At 63.3% G+C, this 18,766-nt stretch carries 14 protein-coding genes; 1 reads left to right on the plus strand and 13 read right to left on the minus strand.

Annotated elements, in window-relative coordinates:
- Positions 1 to 7 precede the first annotated feature (7 nt).
- Genes glnT through GJ695_RS12340 form a run of 5 tightly spaced genes read right to left on the minus strand, consistent with a single transcriptional unit; the run spans position 8 to position 6,387 of the window.
- Positions 8 to 1,369 (minus strand): type III glutamate--ammonia ligase, encoded by a 1,362-nt coding sequence (glnT, locus tag GJ695_RS12320; protein WP_154365095.1) that lies wholly within the window; start codon positions 1,367 to 1,369, stop codon positions 8 to 10.
- Positions 1,351 to 2,832, minus strand: coding sequence for an aldehyde dehydrogenase (locus tag GJ695_RS12325; protein WP_154365097.1), 1,482 nt, complete (start codon positions 2,830 to 2,832; stop codon positions 1,351 to 1,353). The genes glnT and GJ695_RS12325 overlap by 19 nt, the downstream gene beginning before the upstream one ends.
- An 11-nt stretch (positions 2,833 to 2,843) precedes the next feature.
- Positions 2,844 to 4,232, minus strand: a complete 1,389-nt coding sequence (locus GJ695_RS12330; RefSeq protein WP_154365099.1) for an aspartate aminotransferase family protein — start codon at positions 4,230 to 4,232, stop codon at positions 2,844 to 2,846.
- A 13-nt stretch (positions 4,233 to 4,245) separates the two neighbouring features.
- Entirely contained in the window at positions 4,246 to 5,616 is a 1,371-nt protein-coding gene (locus GJ695_RS12335; protein ID WP_154359391.1) for a glutamine synthetase family protein, read from the minus strand.
- An 18-nt stretch (positions 5,617 to 5,634) separates the two neighbouring features.
- Positions 5,635 to 6,387: a gamma-glutamyl-gamma-aminobutyrate hydrolase family protein gene (locus GJ695_RS12340; protein ID WP_154365101.1), complete on the minus strand. Its 753-nt coding sequence runs from the start codon at positions 6,385 to 6,387 to the stop codon at positions 5,635 to 5,637.
- Between the two features lie 80 nt (positions 6,388 to 6,467).
- On the opposite strand from GJ695_RS12340, the gene GJ695_RS12345 reads away from it, so the two are divergent.
- A complete protein-coding gene (locus GJ695_RS12345) occupies positions 6,468 to 7,598 on the plus strand; it encodes an MFS transporter (protein WP_154365103.1) in 1,131 nt (376 codons plus the stop codon).
- Here the strand turns inward: GJ695_RS12345 and GJ695_RS12350 are convergent.
- Genes GJ695_RS12350 through nirB form a run of 8 tightly spaced genes read right to left on the minus strand, consistent with a single transcriptional unit; the run spans position 7,595 to position 18,758 of the window.
- Positions 7,595 to 8,419: an ABC transporter permease gene (locus GJ695_RS12350; protein WP_154359388.1), complete on the minus strand. Its 825-nt coding sequence runs from the start codon at positions 8,417 to 8,419 to the stop codon at positions 7,595 to 7,597. The genes GJ695_RS12345 and GJ695_RS12350 overlap by 4 nt on opposite strands.
- Positions 8,416 to 9,321: an ABC transporter permease subunit gene (locus tag GJ695_RS12355; protein ID WP_154365105.1), complete on the minus strand. Its 906-nt coding sequence runs from the start codon at positions 9,319 to 9,321 to the stop codon at positions 8,416 to 8,418. Before GJ695_RS12355 ends, GJ695_RS12350 begins: the two co-directional genes overlap by 4 nt.
- Positions 9,322 to 9,331: 10 nt before the next feature.
- A complete protein-coding gene (locus tag GJ695_RS12360) occupies positions 9,332 to 10,459 on the minus strand; it encodes an ABC transporter ATP-binding protein (protein ID WP_154365107.1) in 1,128 nt (375 codons plus the stop codon).
- A 57-nt stretch (positions 10,460 to 10,516) separates the two neighbouring features.
- Positions 10,517 to 11,887, minus strand: a complete 1,371-nt coding sequence (locus GJ695_RS12365; RefSeq protein ID WP_154365109.1) for a glutamine synthetase family protein — start codon at positions 11,885 to 11,887, stop codon at positions 10,517 to 10,519.
- 43 nt (positions 11,888 to 11,930) lie between these two features.
- A complete protein-coding gene (locus tag GJ695_RS12370; protein ID WP_154365111.1) occupies positions 11,931 to 14,654 on the minus strand; it encodes a nitrate reductase in 2,724 nt (907 codons plus the stop codon).
- A 9-nt stretch (positions 14,655 to 14,663) separates the two neighbouring features.
- Entirely contained in the window at positions 14,664 to 15,890 is a 1,227-nt protein-coding gene (locus tag GJ695_RS12375; protein WP_154365306.1) for an NAD(P)/FAD-dependent oxidoreductase, read from the minus strand.
- On the minus strand, positions 15,875 to 16,222 hold the full coding sequence (gene nirD / locus GJ695_RS12380) for a nitrite reductase small subunit NirD (protein ID WP_154365308.1): 348 nt from the start codon (positions 16,220 to 16,222) through the stop codon (positions 15,875 to 15,877). Before nirD ends, GJ695_RS12375 begins: the two co-directional genes overlap by 16 nt.
- A gap of 10 nt (positions 16,223 to 16,232) precedes the next feature.
- Positions 16,233 to 18,758 carry a nitrite reductase large subunit NirB gene (gene nirB / locus GJ695_RS12385; RefSeq protein ID WP_154365113.1) on the minus strand — a complete coding sequence of 842 codons (2,526 nt, stop codon included), beginning with the start codon at positions 18,756 to 18,758 and terminating at the stop codon, positions 16,233 to 16,235.
- Between the last annotated feature and the right edge of the window lie 8 nt (positions 18,759 to 18,766).

Raw genomic sequence — 18,766 nt, forward strand, 5'->3', positions numbered from 1 at the left:
CTGCTCCTCAGAAGCGGTTCAGGTAGCGCGTGGTTTCCCACGCGCTGACATGCTGGCTGTATTCGATCCACTCTGCGCTTTTCAGCGCGACGAATTCTTGGACAATGGCGCTGCCCAACGCTTCCGACAGCACGGTATCGGCTTTCAGCGCCGCCGCGGCCTCGCCAAGGTTTTGCGGCAGCAGCCGCAGGCCAAGCGCGGTGCGATCTGCATCGCTCATCTCGTACACATCCTGGTTGACCGGATCGCCTGGGTCCAGCCCACGCTCAATGCCGTCCAGGCCCGCCGCGATCACGCCGGCCAGCGCGAGGTAAGGATTGGCCGCGCTATCCGGAAGACGCCATTCGATCCGTTGGTGCACGGTGCGCGCTACCACCGTGCGGTTGTTGTCGCCATAGCCGATGAACGCCGGCGCCCAGCTGGTGCCGGACAGCGACTGCCCACACATCAGGCGCTTGTAGGAATTGACGGTCGGCGCGCATAGCGCCGTCAAGGCCGGCGCATGATGGAGCAGGCCGCCAAGGAAGTGATAGGCCAGCGGCGACAAGCCGAGTGCGCGACCGCCCGGTTCCGCATGGTCGGCGGGACCGTGCGCGAATACTGCCTTGCCGTCCGAATCCGCCAGCGACAGATGGAAATGCAGGCCGCTACCCGGCCGTTCGGCAAACGGCTTGGGCATCATCGAAAACAGCATGCCTTCCTCTTCCGCGATGTGATGCGCGGCCATCTTGAACAGCATGAAGTTGTCCGCCGCGCGCAGCGCATCGGCATAGTGGTAGTTCACCTCGAACTGGCCGGTCGCGTCTTCATGGTCGATCTGGTAGACGCCAAGGCCGCAGTCGTTCAGCGACGTGGTCAGCTTGTCGAGAAAGGAGCGGCGGCGCAGCAGGCTTTTGGGATCGTACGACGGTTTTTCCAGCGTATCGGCGGCTTCGCTGTCGTAGCCGTTGGCGCCTTGCTGCAACAGGAAAAATTCCGGCTCCAGTCCGGCGTTCAAGGTCCAGCCATGCGCCGCCAGGCGCGCGACCTGCCTGCGCAGCACCTGGCGTGGACAGGCGTCGAACGGCTGGCTGGCCACATGCCCGTCCAGCACCACGCGCGCATAGCCGGGCAGCCAGGGCATCGGCCGCAGGGTGGTCAGGTCGGCACGGCCGTAATACTCCGAACGTGGGCCGCTACGCGGCAAGCCTGTGCCCCAGATCGACGGACCGGAAAAGCCCGCGCCCGGCACGACAATATCTCCCAGATGCGCCAGCGGCACCAGCTTGCCCTTGGCCGCGCCATGGATATCGGTGAACTGCGCAAACACATAACGCACGCCCTGCGCATCCATCACCGTTTGCAGTTCTTCTAGCCTATCTGTATCCATGTGGTTTTCAATTCCGTGTATTTGTCGAATGCGTGCAGCGACTTGTCGCGGCCATTGCCGGACTGCTTGTAGCCGCCGAACGGCACGGTGATGTCGTCGCCGTCGTACTGGTTGACATGCACGGTGCCGGCACGCAGCGCGCGCGAGGTCTGGATCGCCTTGCTCAGGTCCGCCGTCCACACCGCGGCGTGCAGGCCATACGGCGTGGCGTTGGCCTGTCGCACCGCGTCCTGCACATCGGTAAAGCTCAATACCGACAGCACCGGCCCGAAGATCTCCTCACGCGCGATGGTCATGCTGCTGTCCACCTGGTCGAACAGCGTCGGCTCGACGTAATAGCCGCCGGTTTCGGTGCGGACCTGCTTGCCGCCGGCCAGTAGCCGCGCGCCGCCAGCCTTGCCGGCTTCGATATAGCCCATCACCGTCTTCAGCTGCGTGGCATCGACAATCGCGCCCATGATGGTGTCTTCGTCCAGCGGATTACCCGGCTGGTAAGCGGGCACCTTGGCCAGTGCCTTTTCCAGGAAGCGCTCCTTGATCGATTCTTCGACAAACAGCCGCGAAGGCGCATTGCAGCTCTCGCCCTGGTTGAAAAAGATGGAGCCGATGGCCGCCTCCACCGCCGCATCGAGATCAGGACAATCCGCGCACACGATGTTGGCCGACTTGCCGCCCAGTTCCGTCCAAGCGCGCTTCAGGTTCGACTGTCCCGCCATCTGCATGATCTGCTTGCCCACGCGGGTGGAACCGGTAAAGCCGATGCAGTCCACATCCATGTGCAGCGCCAGCGCGGCGCCGGCCTCCGCACCATAACCCGGCAGCACATTGAACACGCCGGGTGGTATGCCCGCTTCCAGCGCGATTTCCGCCAGCCGTAGCGCCGTCAGCGGCGATTTCTCGGACGGCTTGAGTACCACACTGTTCCCCGCCGCCAGCGCCGGCGCGATCTTCCACGAAGCCATCAGCATCGGATAATTCCACGGTACGATGGCCGCCACCACGCCCACCGGCTCGCGCGTGATCAACGCCAGACTGCTGGCCGCCGTCGGCGCGATTTCATCGTAGATCTTGTCGATCGCCTCGCCGTACCAGCGGATGCAGTTGGATGCACCGCCCACGTCCACACTCTGGCTGTACTTGATCGGCTTGCCCATGTCCAGCGTTTCCAGCAGCGCCAGTTCCTGGCCATATTTCTGCATCAGGTCCGCGAACTTGACCAGCACCCGCTTGCGCTGCGCCGGCGACTTGCCCGCCCAGCGTCGGTCTTCAAACGCCGCGCGCGCTGCGGCCACGGCGATGTCCACGTCCGCGCTGTCGCAACGTGCCACCATGCCCAGCTTGCGGCCGTCGATGGGCGACAGGTTCTCGAACTGCTGTTCCGATTTCGCCCACACTCGTTCACCGCCGATGAAGGCGCGGCCATCCGCTTGCAGCGCCGCGGCCTTGTCATGCCATGTCATCATGTCTGTCTCCTTTATAGCCAGCCGCGTTCTTTCACATCGGCGTAGGTCAGGTCGAGGCAGTGGCGAATCAGCGCTACCATCTCGTCGATCTGCACCGTGGTCAGCACCAGCGGCGGAGCAATGATCATGCGGTCGCCAACGGCGCGCATGATCATCCCGTTGTTGAACATATAGCCCCGGCACACCATGCCGACCGCCAGCGATTCGTCGAACGCCACGTTATCGTGCACCGTGGCGCCCTTGCTGCGTACCAGATTCAGGCCGGCGACAAAGCCGCAGCTGTCGGCATAGCCCACCAACGGATGGTCCGCCAGTTCGGCAAAGCGCTGCTTCAGATACGGCCCGGTTTCATTGGCCACGCGCTCGATCAGTTTTTCATCTTCGATGATGCGGATGTTTTCCAGCGCGGCCGCACACGCAACCGGGTGGCCGGAATACGTGAAGCCGTGATTGAACTCGCCGCCCTGCTCAATCAGCACCTTGGCCACGCGGTCACCAACCAGCACGCCGCCCAGCGGCACATAGCCCGACGTAACGCCCTTGGCGAAGGTGATCAGGTCCGGCTTGATGCCGAACAGCTCGGACGCAAACCAGCGTCCCAGTCGCCCAAAACCGCAGATCACTTCATCGGAAATCAGCAAGATCTCGTACTTGTCACAGATACGCTGGATCTCCGGCCAATACGTGGCAGGCGGGATAATCACGCCGCCCGCGCCCTGTATCGGCTCGCCGATGAACGCGGCCACCTTTTCCGGCCCGACCTCCAGGATCTTCTTCTCCAGCCAGGACGCCGCCTCGATGCCGAATTCGTCTTCGGTCATGCCCTTTCCGGATTCCAGATAGTTCGGCTGGCCGATGTGCACGATGCCCGGTATCGGCAAGCCGCCCTGCGCATGCATGCCATCCATGCCGCCCAGCGAAGCGCCGGCCATGGTGCTGCCGTGATACGCGTTGTGGCGGCTGATGATGGTGTGGCGATCCTTGTAGCCCAACACATCCCAATAGCGCCGCACCATGCGCACATTGGTGTCGTTGCCTTCCGATCCAGAGCCGGTGAAGTACACATGGTTGAACTGCGGCGGCGAAATCTGCGCCAGCTTGGCCGCCAGTTTCACCGCCGGTATATTGGTGGTGTTGAAGAAGCTGTTATAGAACGGCAGCGTCTCCATCTGCTCATACACCGCTTTCGAGATGCTGGTGCGGCCATAGCCCACATTCACGCACCACAGGCCGGACATGCCGTCGATGATCTTGTTGCCCTCCGAATCCCATAAATAAATACCCTGGCCGCGCACCATCACGCGCGCGCCCTTTTCGCCCAGCGCCTTGTGGTCGGTGAAGGGATGCATGTAGTGCGCGGCGTCCAGCTTCTGGATGGCGGCGGTATCGTAGTCGCTCATAAGGTCTCCTCGCTTAAACGTGCAGCAGCAGGTGCTCGCGCTCCCACGGGCTGATGACGGTCATGAATTCCTGATGTTCCAGATCCTTGATGGCGGCGTAGACGTCGATGAAGCGCTCGCCCAGCACGCTGCGCAGACGGTCCTCGCGGCGCAGCAGTTGCAGCGCTTCCGGCAGGCCTTGCGGCAGTTCGACTTTCAGGTCGTAGGCGCTGTCGGTGGTCATGGGCGTGGGGTCCAGCTGATCGACCATGCCGAGATAGCCGCAAGCCAGCGTCACCGCCAGCGCCAGATAAGGATTGGCGTCGGCGCCGATGATGCGGTTTTCGACGCGGCGATCCTGCACACCCGATTCCGGCACGCGGAAGCCCACCGTGCGGTTGTCCATCCCCCACTGGATGTTGATCGGCGCCGCCGTATGGCGCACGATGCGGCGGTAGGAATTCACATACGGCGCCACGATCGCCATCGCCGACGGCATGTAGTGCTGCAGGCCGCCGATGTAGTGCTTGAACAGCGGCGAGGCCGAACCGTCCTCCGCGCTGAAGATGTTCTTGCCGGTGACGGCGTCCACCACGCTCTGGTGCACGTGCATCGCCGATCCCGGCTCGCCGGCCATTGGCTTGGCCATGAAGGTGGCGTACATATCGTGCTTGAGCGCCGCCTCGCGCAAGGTGCGCTTGAAGAAGAACACCTTGTCCGCCAGGCCGAGCGGCTCGCCGTGCAGGAAGTTGATCTCCATCTGGCCGGCGCCGATTTCGTGAATCAGCGTGTCGACGTCCAGTCCCATCATGTCGCAGTAATCGTAGATGTCTTCGAACAGCGGATCGAACTCGTTCACCGCATCGATGCTGTAGACCTGGCGGCTGGTTTCGGCACGGCCGCTGCGGCCCACCGGCGCTTTTAATGGCAGGTCCGGATCGATGTTCTTGGCGGTGAGGTAGAACTCCAGTTCCGGCGCCACCACCGGCTTCCAGCCGCGATCCGCATACAGCTTGAGCACGCGGCGCAGCACGGAGCGCGGCGCGAAATCGACCAGGCGGCCGTCGGCAAAATAGCAGTCGTGGATCACCTGCGCAGTGGGGTCGGTGGCCCATGGCACCATGGTGATGGTGGTGGGATCGGCCTTCAGGATCATGTCGCGGTCGGTGCTGGAGATGGCGCGGTCGTAGCCCGCATCCTCCGTTGGATAGTTCCCGGTGACGGTCATGCCCAATACCGCTTCCGGAATGCGCATGCCGCGCTCCTGGGTGAATTTTCCGCGCGGGAGGATCTTCCCGCGCGCCACGCCGGTCAGGTCGGGCACCAGGCATTCAATTTCCGTGACGCGCTTCTCGTTCAGCCACAGGTCCATATCGGTGTAGGTAAAGTTTTCGCGAATTGCCATGTGCTTCTCTCATTGGTTTTATCGGTTGGCCTTGTAGGCGCGGCAGGCGTCGCCAAAGGCTCTGAATAATTTGACGGCATCCGGATTCTCGGAAAAGCGCCACTCTGGATGCCACTGTACCGCGAGCGTGAATCCTTTGGCGTCCGCCACACGGTAGGCTTCCACCAGGCCGTCGTCGGCGTGCGCTTCAATCGCGAGGCCGGGCGCCAACTGGTTGATGCCTTGTCCGTGCAGCGAGTTGACCTGGATTTCGGCGGCGCCGCCGAGCATCTGCGCCATGCGCCCTCCGGGATCCAGCAGCACGCGGTGCGAAGGCGCGTATTGCTGGTCCAATGAGTCTTCCTTATGTTCGCGATGATCGGCCATGCCGGCCACCGCATGCACCGCCTGATGCAGCGAACCGCCCAGCGCCACATTCACTTCCTGGAAGCCGCGGCAGATCGCCAATAGCGGTATGCCGCGTTTGATGACGGCGCGGATCAACGGCAGCGTGGTGGCGTCGCGCGCCGCATCCTGCGGCAGCGATGGATCGAGCACTTCTTCGCCATACAGGCTGGCGTGGACATTGGAATGGGAGCCGGTGAGCATGACGCCGTCGGCCACGGCGAGCAGCGCTTCGAAGTCGGTGGCCGAGCCGAGCGCCGGCACGATCAGCGGCGTGCAGCGCGCGCCGTCCGCCACCGCCGCCACGTACTTCAGCTGTGCGGTGTGATTGAAATGTGCGCCGATTTGATTGACGCACGCTGGAACCAGAACGATTGGGCTACGCATAGAAGCTTTCATCTATTTGGATTTAATTAAATGATATGCCTTTTTTGGTAAGATGGCGAAATCAAATCAGGAGTTCGCGCATGAAGAACATGCCATGGCGCGATTTCATCGCATTAGTTGCCAGTATCGGCGTCGTCGGCCTCGGGCTGGGCGCCACCATTCCGCTGACCGCCCTGACCCTCGACCAGCGCGGTGTGGGAACAGACATTATTGGGGTTATCACGGCCGTCAGCGCCTTCGGCATCCTGGCCGCCGCGCCGTTTGTCTCGCGCTGGGTGGCCGGACATGGCCCGCGCGGCTGCATGATCGGCGCGATTCTGGCGGCGGCGCTGTCCACCGCGCTGATGGAAACGACCGACAACCTGCTGGCCTGGGGCGTGCTGCGCCTCGTCTTCGGCGCCTGCATGGGCGTGCTGTTCACGATTGGCGAAGCGTGGGTGAACAACCTGGCGCCGACCAATTCACGCGGCCGCGTGGTGGCGATCTATACCACCGCTTTCACGCTGTTCCAGCTGATCGGCCCCGCGCTGGTGGCGGCGCTGGCCGGCAAGGTTGCCCTGCCGTTCGCCTGCTGCGGCGCGCTGTTCCTGCTCGCGCTGCCCGGCATGCTGCTGATCAGCGGCGGCGCGCACGGCCATGAGGACGAACCGCCGGTGGCTTGGCAACGCATCCTGCCGCGCATGTGGATGATCGCCATCGGCGCCGCCTTCTTCGCCATGTTCGATACGGTGGCACTCAGCCTGCTGCCGGTGTACGCCATGCGCCACGGCATAGCGACCGAGCTGGCGGTGCTGTCGGCCACCGTGGTGCTGGTCGGCGACACGGCGCTGCAATTCGCTTTCGGCTGGTTGGCGGACCACGCCGGCCGGCGCAAGGTACATATCGGCTGCGGCATCGCCTGTTGCGTGCTGCTGCCGGCGCTGCCTTTCGCCGCGGGCACGCCGTGGCTGTGGTGGACGCTGCTGCTGGCCTTGGGCGCGGTGGCCGGCGCCATCTACATGCTGTCGCTGGTGGCCTGCGGAGAGCGGTTTGAAGGTCAGTCGCTGGTCGCTGCCAGCGCGGTGGTCAACGCCAGCTGGGGCATTACCAGCGCCGGCGGACCTTTGGTGACGGGAGTATTAATGCAAACGGCGGGCATCAATGCGCTGCCCGCCGTTCTGTGGTGTGGCGCAGCGATCTTCATCGCCAGCGCCGCATGGGATAGAAACTAGCCTTTGATCTGCTTCAGGCGCAGGCGCTCGTTGCGGGCGATGTACAGGCTGGAAGCGATGACACCAATCGACACCACCAGGATGGTCAGCGCCGCCACCGCGTTCACGCGCGGGTCCAGGCCCAGGCGCGCGCGCGAGAAGATCACGATCGGCATGGTCGACGAGCCGGGGCCGGACAGGAAGGCCGACAGCACCACATCATCCAGCGACAGCGTGAAGGTCAGCAGCCACGCGGAACCCAGCGCCTGCTTGATGTTCGGCAGTGTCACCAGGAAGAACACCTGGAACGGGCGGCAGCCCAGATCCATCGCCGCTTCTTCCAGCGACTTGTTCATCTCCTGCAGGCGCGACTGGATCACCACCGTCGCATAGGCCATGCCCAGCAAGGTGTGGCCGAGCCAGATCGTGACGAGACCGCGCTCCGGGAAACCGAACATCTTCTGTACCGACACCAGCATCAGCAGCAGCGACAGGCCGATGATCACCTCCGGCATCACCAGCGGCGCACTCACCATGCCGGTGAACAGCGTGCGGCCCTTGAAGCGCTGGTAACGGTCCAGCACAAACGCAGCAAACGTCCCGAGCACCACCGAGCCGCAAGCCGTCAGCAGCGCGATGCGCAGCGACAGCCCGAAGCCGCTGATGATCTCCTGATCGTTCAGCAGCGCCGCATACCATTGCAGCGAGAAGCCGCTCCACACCATGTCCTGGCGCGAGCTGTTAAACGAAAACACCACCAGCACCACGATAGGAATATAGAGGAACAGATAGCCCAGCGACAGCCAGCCGCGCCCGAACCAACGATGCAGGAACTGGGTCATTTGCGCGCCTCCTGGTCCGCCTTGTATTTATTGAAGATCGCCATCGGCACAAGAATCAGCAGGATCACCACCACCGTCACCGAGGACGCCAGCGGCCAATCGTTATTGGTGAAGAATTCGTCCCACAGCTGGCGGCCGATCATCAGCGTTTCCGGGCCGCCCAGCAGTTCAGGAATCACGTACTCGCCCACCGCCGGGATGAACACCAGCATGGTGCCGGCGATGATGCCGGACTTCGACAGCGGCACCGTGATGCGCCAGAAGGTCTGCCACGGCGTCGCGCCCAGATCGGCGGCGGCTTCCAGGAAGCGCACGTCCATCTTCACCAGATTCGCGTACAGCGGCAGGATCATGAACGGCAGGTAGGCGTACACCATGCCGATGATCAGCGAGAACTGCGTGTTCATCATGTGCAGCGGCTCGGAGATGACGCCGATATGCATGAGGAAGCTGTTCAGGATGCCGTTGTTGGCCAGGATGCCCTTCCACGCGTAGATGCGCAGCAGGAAGGAGGTCCAGAACGGCATCATCACCAGCATCAGCAGCACCGGCCGCAGCGACGGCTTGGCGCGCGCCATGAAATAGGCGAACGGATAACCGATGAGGAGGCACAGCGCCGCCGTGATCGCCGCGAACTTCAGCGAATTCAGATAGGTGATGGCATACAGCTCGTCCTGTGCGATGAACAGGTAGTTGGCGACCTTCACCTTCAGCGTCAGCACGCCATCGGCCAGCGTCAGCAAGGAGCCGAACGGGCCGCCGTCGCCGCTATCCAGATCGGCAAAGCTCAGGCGCAGCACGATCAGGAACGGAATCAGGAAGGCAAAGGTCAGCCACAGGGACGGCACGGCGATAACCGCGGCACGTCCCGGATGCTTGATCAGGTTCTTGAGGAAGTTCATGCCGGCCGCCTCAGCTGGTCAGCACGACGACATCGGCGCCGTCCCACCAGGCGTACACGCGCTGGTCGCGCTTGAGCGCCGACTCGTCGTGGCGCGCCGCATTGGTGCGCGAGACCTTGACCACCAGGCCACTGTCCAGCGTGATGTGGTAGCTGGTTTCGTTGCCGAAGTAGGCGATGCCGGTGATGGTGCCCTGCACGCAGTTATAGCCATGCTCCTCGGCCTTGGCGCGCTGCTCCAGCGTCGGCGCCTCGGCCTGCACGGCGATCTTCTCCGGACGCACCGCGACCGACACCGGCATGCCCATGGTACCGGTAATGCCGTGGGTGACGTAATGCCTGCCCTCGGGCGTATCGATGATCACGTGATCCGGTTCATCGACCGACACGCTGCCGTTGAACAGGTTGACGCTGCCGATAAAGTCGGCCACGAAGCGGCAGTTCGGCGTTTCGTAGATTTCGTCCGGTGCGCCAACTTGCAAAATACGGCCGGCGCTCATGACACCGATGCGCGTGGCCATGCTCATGGCTTCATCCTGGTCGTGGGTGACCATCACGCAGGTCACGCCGACTTCCTCGATGATGCCGACCAGTTCCATCTGCGTGCGCTCGCGCAGCTTCTTGTCCAATGCGCCGAGCGGCTCGTCCAGCAACAGCAACTGCGGACGCTTGGCCAGCGAACGCGCCAGCGCCACGCGCTGCTGCTGGCCGCCGGACAGCTGGTGCGGCTTGCGCTTCGCGTAGTCGGTCAACTGCACCAGCGCCAGCATCTTTTCCACGCGCGCGGCGATTTCGTCCTTCGGCAGGCCGTCGCGGCGCAGGCCGAAGGCGATGTTGTCCCACACCGACAGGTGCGGGAACAGCGCATACGACTGGAACATCATGTTGATCGGGCGCTGGTACGGCGGCACGCTGACGATATCCTGGCCGGCGAGCGTGATGCTGCCGGAAGTCGGCGTCTCAAAGCCGGCCAGCATGCGCAACAGGGTGGATTTGCCGCAGCCCGAGCTGCCCAGCAGTGCGAAGATTTCTCCCTTGTTGATCGCCACCGATACGTCATTGACGGCGCGGACGCCATCGAATTCCTTAACCAGGTTGCGGATCAGGAGGAAAGGTTCAGCAGCTCGCTCTATGGTCATGTTATTAAAAGAGTAAAATAATATTTGCCAAACCGGTGATTATAAAGCCAGCAGCGTTCAGACATGCAGCAATAAGTGTTCCCGCTCCCACGGGCTGATGACCGTCATGAACTCCTGGTGCTCCAGCTCCTTGATGGCCGTGTAGACGTCGATGAAGCGCTCGCCCAGCACTTCGCGCAGCCGGTCCTCCTGCCGCAGCATGGTCAGCGCCTGCGGTAGACCTTGCGGCAGCTCGTACAGATGATCGTAGGCGCTGCCGTTGTACATCGGCGTCGGCTCCAGCTGGTCGACCAGGCCGAGGTAGCCGCAGGCCAGCGTCACCGCAATCCCCAGATAAGGATTGGCGTCCGCGCCGATGATGCGGTTCTCCACGCGCCGCTGCTCGACGCCCGAGATGGGAATGCGGAAGCCCACCGTGCGGTTGTCCATGCCCCACTGGACGTTGATCGGCGCAGCAGTATGGCGCACGATGCGCCGGTAGGAATTCACATACGGCGCGAGAATCGCCATCGCCGCCGGCGTATAGCGCTGCAAACCGCCGATATAGTGGCGGAACTGCGGTGACGGCGAACCGTCCGCCTGGCTGAAGATATTGCGTCCCGTGGCGGCATCGCTCACGCTCTGGTGCACGTGCATGGCCGATCCGGGTTCGCCGGCCATCGGCTTGGCCATGAAGGTGGCGTACATATCGTGCTTGAGCGCCGCCTCGCGCAAGGTGCGCTTGAAGTAGAACACATTGTCGGCCAGCGCCATCGCGTCGCCGTGCTGGAAGTTGAGGCCCATCTGGCCGGCGCCGGTTTCGTGGATCAGCGTGTCCACGTCGAGATTCATCAGCGCGCAGTAGTCGTAGATATCCTCGAACAGCGGATCGAATTCGTTGACGGCGTCGATGCTGTAGACCTGGCGCGTGGTTTCGGCGCGGCCGCTACGGCCTATTGGCGCCTTCAGCGGCAGGTCGGGATCGATGTTCTTTTCGGTGAGGTAGAACTCCAGTTCCGGCCCCACCACCGGCGTCCAGCCGCGATCCGCATACAGCTTGAGCACGCGGCGCAGCACGGAGCGCGGCGCGAAGTCCACCAGCGTGCCGTCGGCGAAGTAGCAGTCGTGAATGACCTGCGCGGTCGGGTCGATGGCCCAGGGGACGGTGGTGATGCTGCCGGGGTCCGCGCGCAAAATCATGTCGCGGTCGGTGTTGGAGATGGCGCGGTCGTAGGCCGCGTCCTCGGTCGGGTAATTGCCGGTGACGGTCATGCCCAGCACCGCCTCGGGAATGCGCATGCCGCGATCCCGTGTAAATTTGGCACGCGGCAGGATCTTCCCGCGCGCCACGCCGGTCAGGTCAGGCACCAGGCATTCGATTTCCGTGACCCGGTTATCGTTGAGCCACTGGTCCATATCAGCATCGGAGAAGTTTTCACGGATAGACATGTGCGTACTCCATTTTGCCGTCGACAGGTCTAGCTTACCATAATCACAACCTTGCTTCCGCTGCTTCCACGCGTGTCTGCACCAGTATCTTCTTGATCTCCGGGACGCAGGAGCCGCAATTGCCGCCGGCCTTCAGGCAGGCCGTCACCTCCGGCACCGTCTTCAGATCTTTCTCGACGATGGCGTTGCAGATGGTGTTGCGGCCCACGCCGAAGCACGAGCACACGGTGGGACCGGTGTCCGCGCCCTTCTCCACCGGCATGCCGACCAGCAGGCCGACTCGGTCGGCTTCACTCAACAGGTCCTTGGCGAACAGGCTGGCCAGCCACGCGCGCGACGGCATGTCCTGACGCGGCGACAGGAAGATGCACTGCGCGATGCGGTCGTCTACCACGTGCACGGCGCGGTACACGCCGGCGGTGCGGTCTTCGTATTCCAGCCAGTCGGCGTCCGGATCTTCCACGCCCAGCAGTTCGCGCGCCCAGCCGGTGTAATCCTGGATGGTGTTGCGGCCGGCCAGTTCGTAGCGCGCGAAGGCGCGGCCCTGGATGCGCGTCCAGTGCGCGATGCGTTCCAGGTTGACTTCGTCGCGACTCAGAATGAAGCCGTGCCAGTTGACGCGGAACTGCTCCACGCGCACCGGCGTGTGCTTGAATTCAGGTTCGCCAGACACTGGATCGACCACCGGATTGACCACCGCACCGACGCGCGCATCGGATGCGCTCTGGCCGTTCCAGTGAATCGGCACGAACACGCTGCCGCGCGGGATGCCGCCGCCGTGCTGCACGCGCGCCACCATCGCGCCCCATTCGGACGTGATGCGCGCCAACTCGCCCTCCTTCACGCCGCTCAACAGCGCGTCCTGCGGATGCATGTCGATAAAGGATTCGGCGATGTGGTCGGCCAGCGTGGCCGACTTGCCGGTACGGGTCATGGTGTGCCACTGGTCGCGCACGCGGCCGGTGTTGAGCGACAGCGGATAGTCTTCGCTGACGGCGTGCAGCGGCGCGCGCGGCGCGGTGGCGATGAAGCGTGCCTTGCCGTCCGCATGGGCGTAGATATTGTCGCCGAACAGGCGCTCTTCCACCGCCAGCTTGCCGCCTGCGTCGCGGCGCACCGGCCACTGGATCGGTTCCAGATCATCGTATTCGCGCTGCTTCAGGCCTGCGAGGCCGGACATATCGAAGGCGCGCGACACGTCGCCGACGGCGTTGCGGAAGCCGCTCAGGCGCGCGTGCTCGTCAAACACGCCATGCTGGCCGCAGAAATCGAAACCGCTGTAGCCCATGCGCTGCGCGAACAGCGACAGGATCTTCCAGTCCGGCAGCGCTTCACCCGGCGCCGACAGGAAGGCGCGCTGGCGCGAGATGCGGCGCTCGGAATTGGTGACCGTGCCGTCCTTCTCGCCCCAGCCCAGTGCTGGCAGCAGCACGTCGGCGTAGGCGGTGGTGTCGGTGTTCTGCATGATGTCGGACGAGATCACCAGTTCGCACTTGTCCAGCGCGCGGCGCGCCTGATCGGCGTCCGGCAGACTGACCACCGGATTGGTGGCGATAATCCATACCGACTTGACCTTGCCGTCTTCGATGGCCTTGAACAAGTCCACCGCTTTCAGACCGCCCTTGTCCGCCATGACCGGCGAGTCCCAGAAGGTCTGCACCACATCGCGGTGTTCGGCGCGTTCCAGATCCATGTGCGCGGCCAGCATATTGGCCAGGCCGCCCACTTCGCGTCCGCCCATGGCGTTAGGCTGGCCGGTGATGGAGAACGGTCCCATGCCCGGCTGGCCGATGCGGCCGCCGATCAGATGACAATTGATGATGGCATTGGCCTTGTCTGTACCTGCCGACGACTGATTCACGCCCATCGAATACGCGGTGATGGTCTTGCGCGTGGCGGCGAACAGTTCGTAGAACTCCAGCAGCACCGGCAGTTCGATGCGGCAGATCTTCGCCACCACGGCCGGATCGCTGCAATCCACGTCGGCGGTGGCAAGCGCCTTATCGAAGCCATTGGTGTGCTGTTCGATAAAGCCGGGATCAACGGCGCCAATGCGCGACAGATAGCTCAACAAGCCATTGAACAGCCACACATCGGTGCCGGCCTTGACCGGCAGGTGCAGGTCGGCCAGCTCGCAGGTAGCCGTGCGGCGCGGATCGATGACCACCAGCTTCATCTCCGGGCGCGCTTCCTTGGCCTTGAGGATGCGCTGGAACAGGATAGGATGACACCACGCGGTGTTGGAGCCGACCAGCACCACCATGTCGGCCAGTTCCAGGTCGTCGTAGCAGACCGGCACCAGATCCTCGCCAAAGGCGCGCTTGTAGCCCGCCACGGCGGACGACATGCATAGGCGCGAGTTGGTGTCGATGTTGGCGCTGCCGATGTAGCCCTTCATCAGCTTGTTGGCGACGTAGTAGTCTTCCGTCAGCAACTGGCCGGAGACGTACAGCGCCACCGCATCCGGGCCATGCTCGTCGATGATGGCGCGCCAGTCGGTGGCGACCTTGTCGAGCGCGTCCTCCCACGACACCCGGCGCAGGCCATCGGCCTCGCGCACCTGGGGGTATAGCAGGCGGCCTTCCAGTCCAACGGTTTCGCCCAGCGCGGAACCTTTGACGCACAGGCGTCCCTTGTTCGCCGGATGCTGCTTGTCGCCGGCGATGGCAACCGTGCCATCGGCCAGTGGCGTGGCCTGCACGCCGCAGCCTACGCCGCAGTAAGCGCAAGTGGTGCGGACAGCCAGATGGTCGGTGGACAGGTTCAAGATATTCCTTCAGGCGGCGCGCGCGGACATCGCTTCGCCAAATAACAAGGTTTGCCGGATCGGCGAAATATCGGTGCGGTTCTGGATCAAGCCGAAGTACCACGGGCCGTCCTTCACGTCGCCATACAGCACGGCGCCGGTGACGCGGCCATTCTTGATGACCAGCCGCTTGTAGACGCCACGGCGCACATCGCGCAGCACCAGGTCTTCGCTGCCCTCGCCGCCGATGAAATCGCCTACCGAGTACAGGTCGACGCCGGTGACCTTCAAGCGCGTTGGCGAGGTTTGCTGGACGTAGCGGCGCACGCCGGCGCCGGCCAGGTGCGCGCCGCAGACGCGTGCCTGGTCCCAGATCGGCGCCACCAGGCCGAACGTGGCGCTGCGGTGCTGCACGCACTCGCCCACCGCGTAGATGCGCGGATCGTAGGTTTGCAGCGTGTCGTCCACCACGATGGCGCGTTCGCAATGCAGGCCGGCCGCCTTGGCCAGTTCGATATTCGGACGCACGCCGGCGGTCATCACCACCAGATCCGCTGGGATCTCGATGCCGTCCTTGAAGCGCACGCCGGTCACGCGGTCGTCGCCGAGGATCGCCTCGGTCTGCGCGCCCATCATGAAGTTCAGGCCTTTCGCTTCCAATGCTTTTTGCAGCAGCAGCGCGGCAGGCTTGTCGAGCTGCTGGTTCATCAGCGCCTCGGTCACGTGAACCACGGTCACGGACATACCCTGTCGCTGCAAGCCGTTCGCCGCCTCCAGGCCAAGCAGGCCGCCGCCGATCACCACCGCATGGCGATGATTGCGCGCCATGGCCAGCATCTGCTCCACGTCCTGAATGTCGCGGAACGCCAGCACGCCACTCAGTTGATGGCCCGGCACAGGAATGATGAACGGCTTGGAACCGGTCGCAATCAGCAGACGGTCGTAGCGCACTTCCAGCCCGGACTTCGCGCGCACGATGCGCTGGCGGCGGTCGATCTGCTCCACCGGATCGCCAGCATGCAGTGTGATCCCGTGCTGCACATACCACTCGCGCGTGTTGAGCATGATGTCGTCCATGCTCTTCTCGCCGGCCAGCACCGGCGACAGCAGGATGCGGTTGTAGTTACCATGCGGCTCCGCGCCGAACACGGTGATGTCGTACATGTCCGGCGCCAGCTTGTACAGTTCTTCCACCGTACGCATGCCGGCCATGCCGTTGCCAATGACGACCAGCGCGGGTTTCACAGGCCGACCCAGACTTTGCCGCCGTCGATGCGGGCGGGATAGGTGCCCACCGAATGCTCCGGCGCTTCCAGGCACTCGCCGGTCTGCAAATCGAAGTGCTGCTTGTAGATCGGCGATGCAACCACAATGCGTTCGCCCAGCGAACCAACCAGGCCACGCGACAGCACCGACGCTTCGGAATTCGGATCGTAGTTATCGATGGCGAACACACGCGCGCTGCCGTCGTCAACGTGAAACACGGCTACCTGCGCATCATTCAGCAGCGCACACACGCCGGTGTTGGGCACGATGTCGGCCAGGTCGCAGACGGCGATCCATTTATCGGTTTGAATATCACGATGCATCATCTTCTCCTCAAACGACTGCGATAGGGATCACGCGCTTGCGCTCTTCCACGGTGGCCGGACGAATCTGGCCGCGCTCCTGCATGAACAGCACGTTCTCGTCGCCCTTGTCGCTGTTGACGAAGTGGCGGAAGCGTTTGCGTGTCTCAGGATTCTCGACCGCTTCCTTCCACTCGCAGGCATAGGTATTGACGACGTGCTGCATGTCGGCTTCCAGCTCGGCGCCGATGCCCAGCTTGTCCTGCACCACCACCTGCTTCAGGTAATCCAGACCGCCTTCCAGATTCTCGCGCCAGGTGCTGGTACGTTGCAGGCGGTCGCCGGTGCGGCTGTAAAACATCAGGAAGCGGTCGATATACTTGATCAGCGTTTCCTTGTCCAGCTCCGTCGCCAGCAGCTCGGCGTGGCGCGGCTTCATGCCGCCGTTGCCGGCCACGTAGAGGTTCCAGCCTTTTTCGGTGGCGATGATGCCGACATCCTTGCCCTGCGCTTCGGCGCATTCGCGCGTGCAGCCGGACACCCCGAACTTGATCTTGTGCGGCGTACGCAGACCCTTGTAGCGGTTTTCCAGCTCAATCGCCAGGCCGATGGAATCATCGACGCCGTAACGGCACCAGGTCGAGCCAACGCAGGACTTCACCGTGCGCAGCGACTTGCCGTAGGCGTGGCCGGATTCGAAGCCGGCGGCGATCAGTTCTTCCCAGATCAGCGGCAGCTGCTCGACGCGGGCGCCAAACAGGTCCACGCGCGCACCGCCGGTGATCTTGGTGTACAGACCGTACTTCTTGGCCACCATGCCGACGGCGATCAGACCATCGGCCGTCACTTCGCCGGCCGGCATGCGCGGCACGACGGAGTACGTGCCGTCCTTCTGGATATTGCCGAGGAAGTAGTCGTTGGTGTCTTGCAGGCTGGCGTGTTCCTTCTTCAGCACGAAGTCGTTGTAGACGGTGGCCAGGATGCTGGCGGCCAGCGGCTTGCAGACGTCGCAGCCCAGGCCCTTGCCATGCTTGTGCAGCAGGTCGTTGAAGGTCTTCAACTGGCCAACTTTGATCAGGTGGAACAACTCCTGGCGCGAGTAGGCGAAGTGTTCGCAGACATGGTTGTTGACTTCCATGCCCTGCTTCTTCATCTCGGCCTTCATCACCTGCGTGACCAGCGGCACGCAGCCGCCGCATGCGGTGCCGGCGCCCGTGCAGCTTTTCAACTGCGCGACGGTGGTGGCGCCATTGGCGACAGCGGCGCACAGGGCACCTTTGGAGATGTCGTTGCAGGAGCAGATCTGCGCGGTGTCCGGCAATGCATCCACGCCCAGCGCCGGCTTGGCCGCGCCATCGGACTGCGGCAGTATCAGGAATTCAGGCGATTCCGGCAGCTCGATTTTATTCAGCATCATTTGCAGCAGCGTGCCGTATTCGCTGGCATCGCCCACCATCACGCCGCCCAGCAGGTACTTGCCGCAGTCGGACACCACGATCTTCTTGTAGATCTGCTTGCGTTCGTCGATGAACTGGTAAGAGTGGCTGCCTTCGGCCTTGCCGTGCGGGTCGCCGATGGAAGCCACATCCACGCCCATCAGTTTCAGCTTGGTGCTCATGTCGGCGCCGGAGAATTCCGCCGCTTCGCCCAGCATGTGCTTGACGGCGACGCGCGCCATCTCATAGCCCGGCGCCACCAGGCCGAAGATCAAGCCGCCCCACAGCGCGCATTCGCCGATGGCGTAGACGTCCGGGTCGGAGGTGACGCAGTTGTTATTGATTTCGATGCCGCCGCGCGGGCCGATGGTCAGGCCGGCTTCGCGCGCCAGCATGTCGCGTGGACGGATGCCGGCCGAGAATACGATCATGTCGGCATCCAGATGGCCGCCGTCGGCGAATTCCATACGATGCGTGCCATCGACGCCGTCGACAATGGCGGTGGTGTTCTTGCCGGTATGGACGGTGACGCCCAGCTCTTCGATTTTACGGCGCAGCACACGACCGCCGCCATCATCCACCTGCACCGCCATCAGGCGTGGCGAGAATTCCACCACGTGGGTTTCCAGCTTCATGTCGCGCAGCGCCTTGGCGCATTCGAGACCCAACAGGCCGCCGCCGATCACCACGCCGGTCTTCGAACGATTACCGCATTCGAGCATCGCTTCCAGGTCTTCAATGGTGCGGTAGACGAAGCAGTCCTTGCGCTCCTTGCCCGGCAGCGAAGGTACGAATGGATAGGAACCGGTGGCGATTACCAGCTTGTCGTAGTCGAGCACATTGCCGTCGGCGATGGTGACGGTTTTCGCTTGGGTATCGATGGCGGTGGCGCGGGTGTTCAGGCGCAGCACCATGTCGTCACGGTCGAAGAAGCCGGGCTTCACCAGCGACAGGTCTTCCGCCTTTTTACCGGAGAAGAATTCGGACAGGTGCACGCGGTCGTAGGCGGGACGCGGTTCCTCGCACAGCACCGTCACCTGCACATTGGCCGCTCCGCTGTTGGCCAGGCTTTCGAGAAATTTATGGCCCACCATGCCGTGGCCGATAACGATAATTTTCATGGTCTGTT

The organism is Duganella alba, assembly GCF_009674495.1.
Lineage (GTDB): Bacteria > Pseudomonadota > Gammaproteobacteria > Burkholderiales > Burkholderiaceae_D > Rugamonas > Rugamonas alba.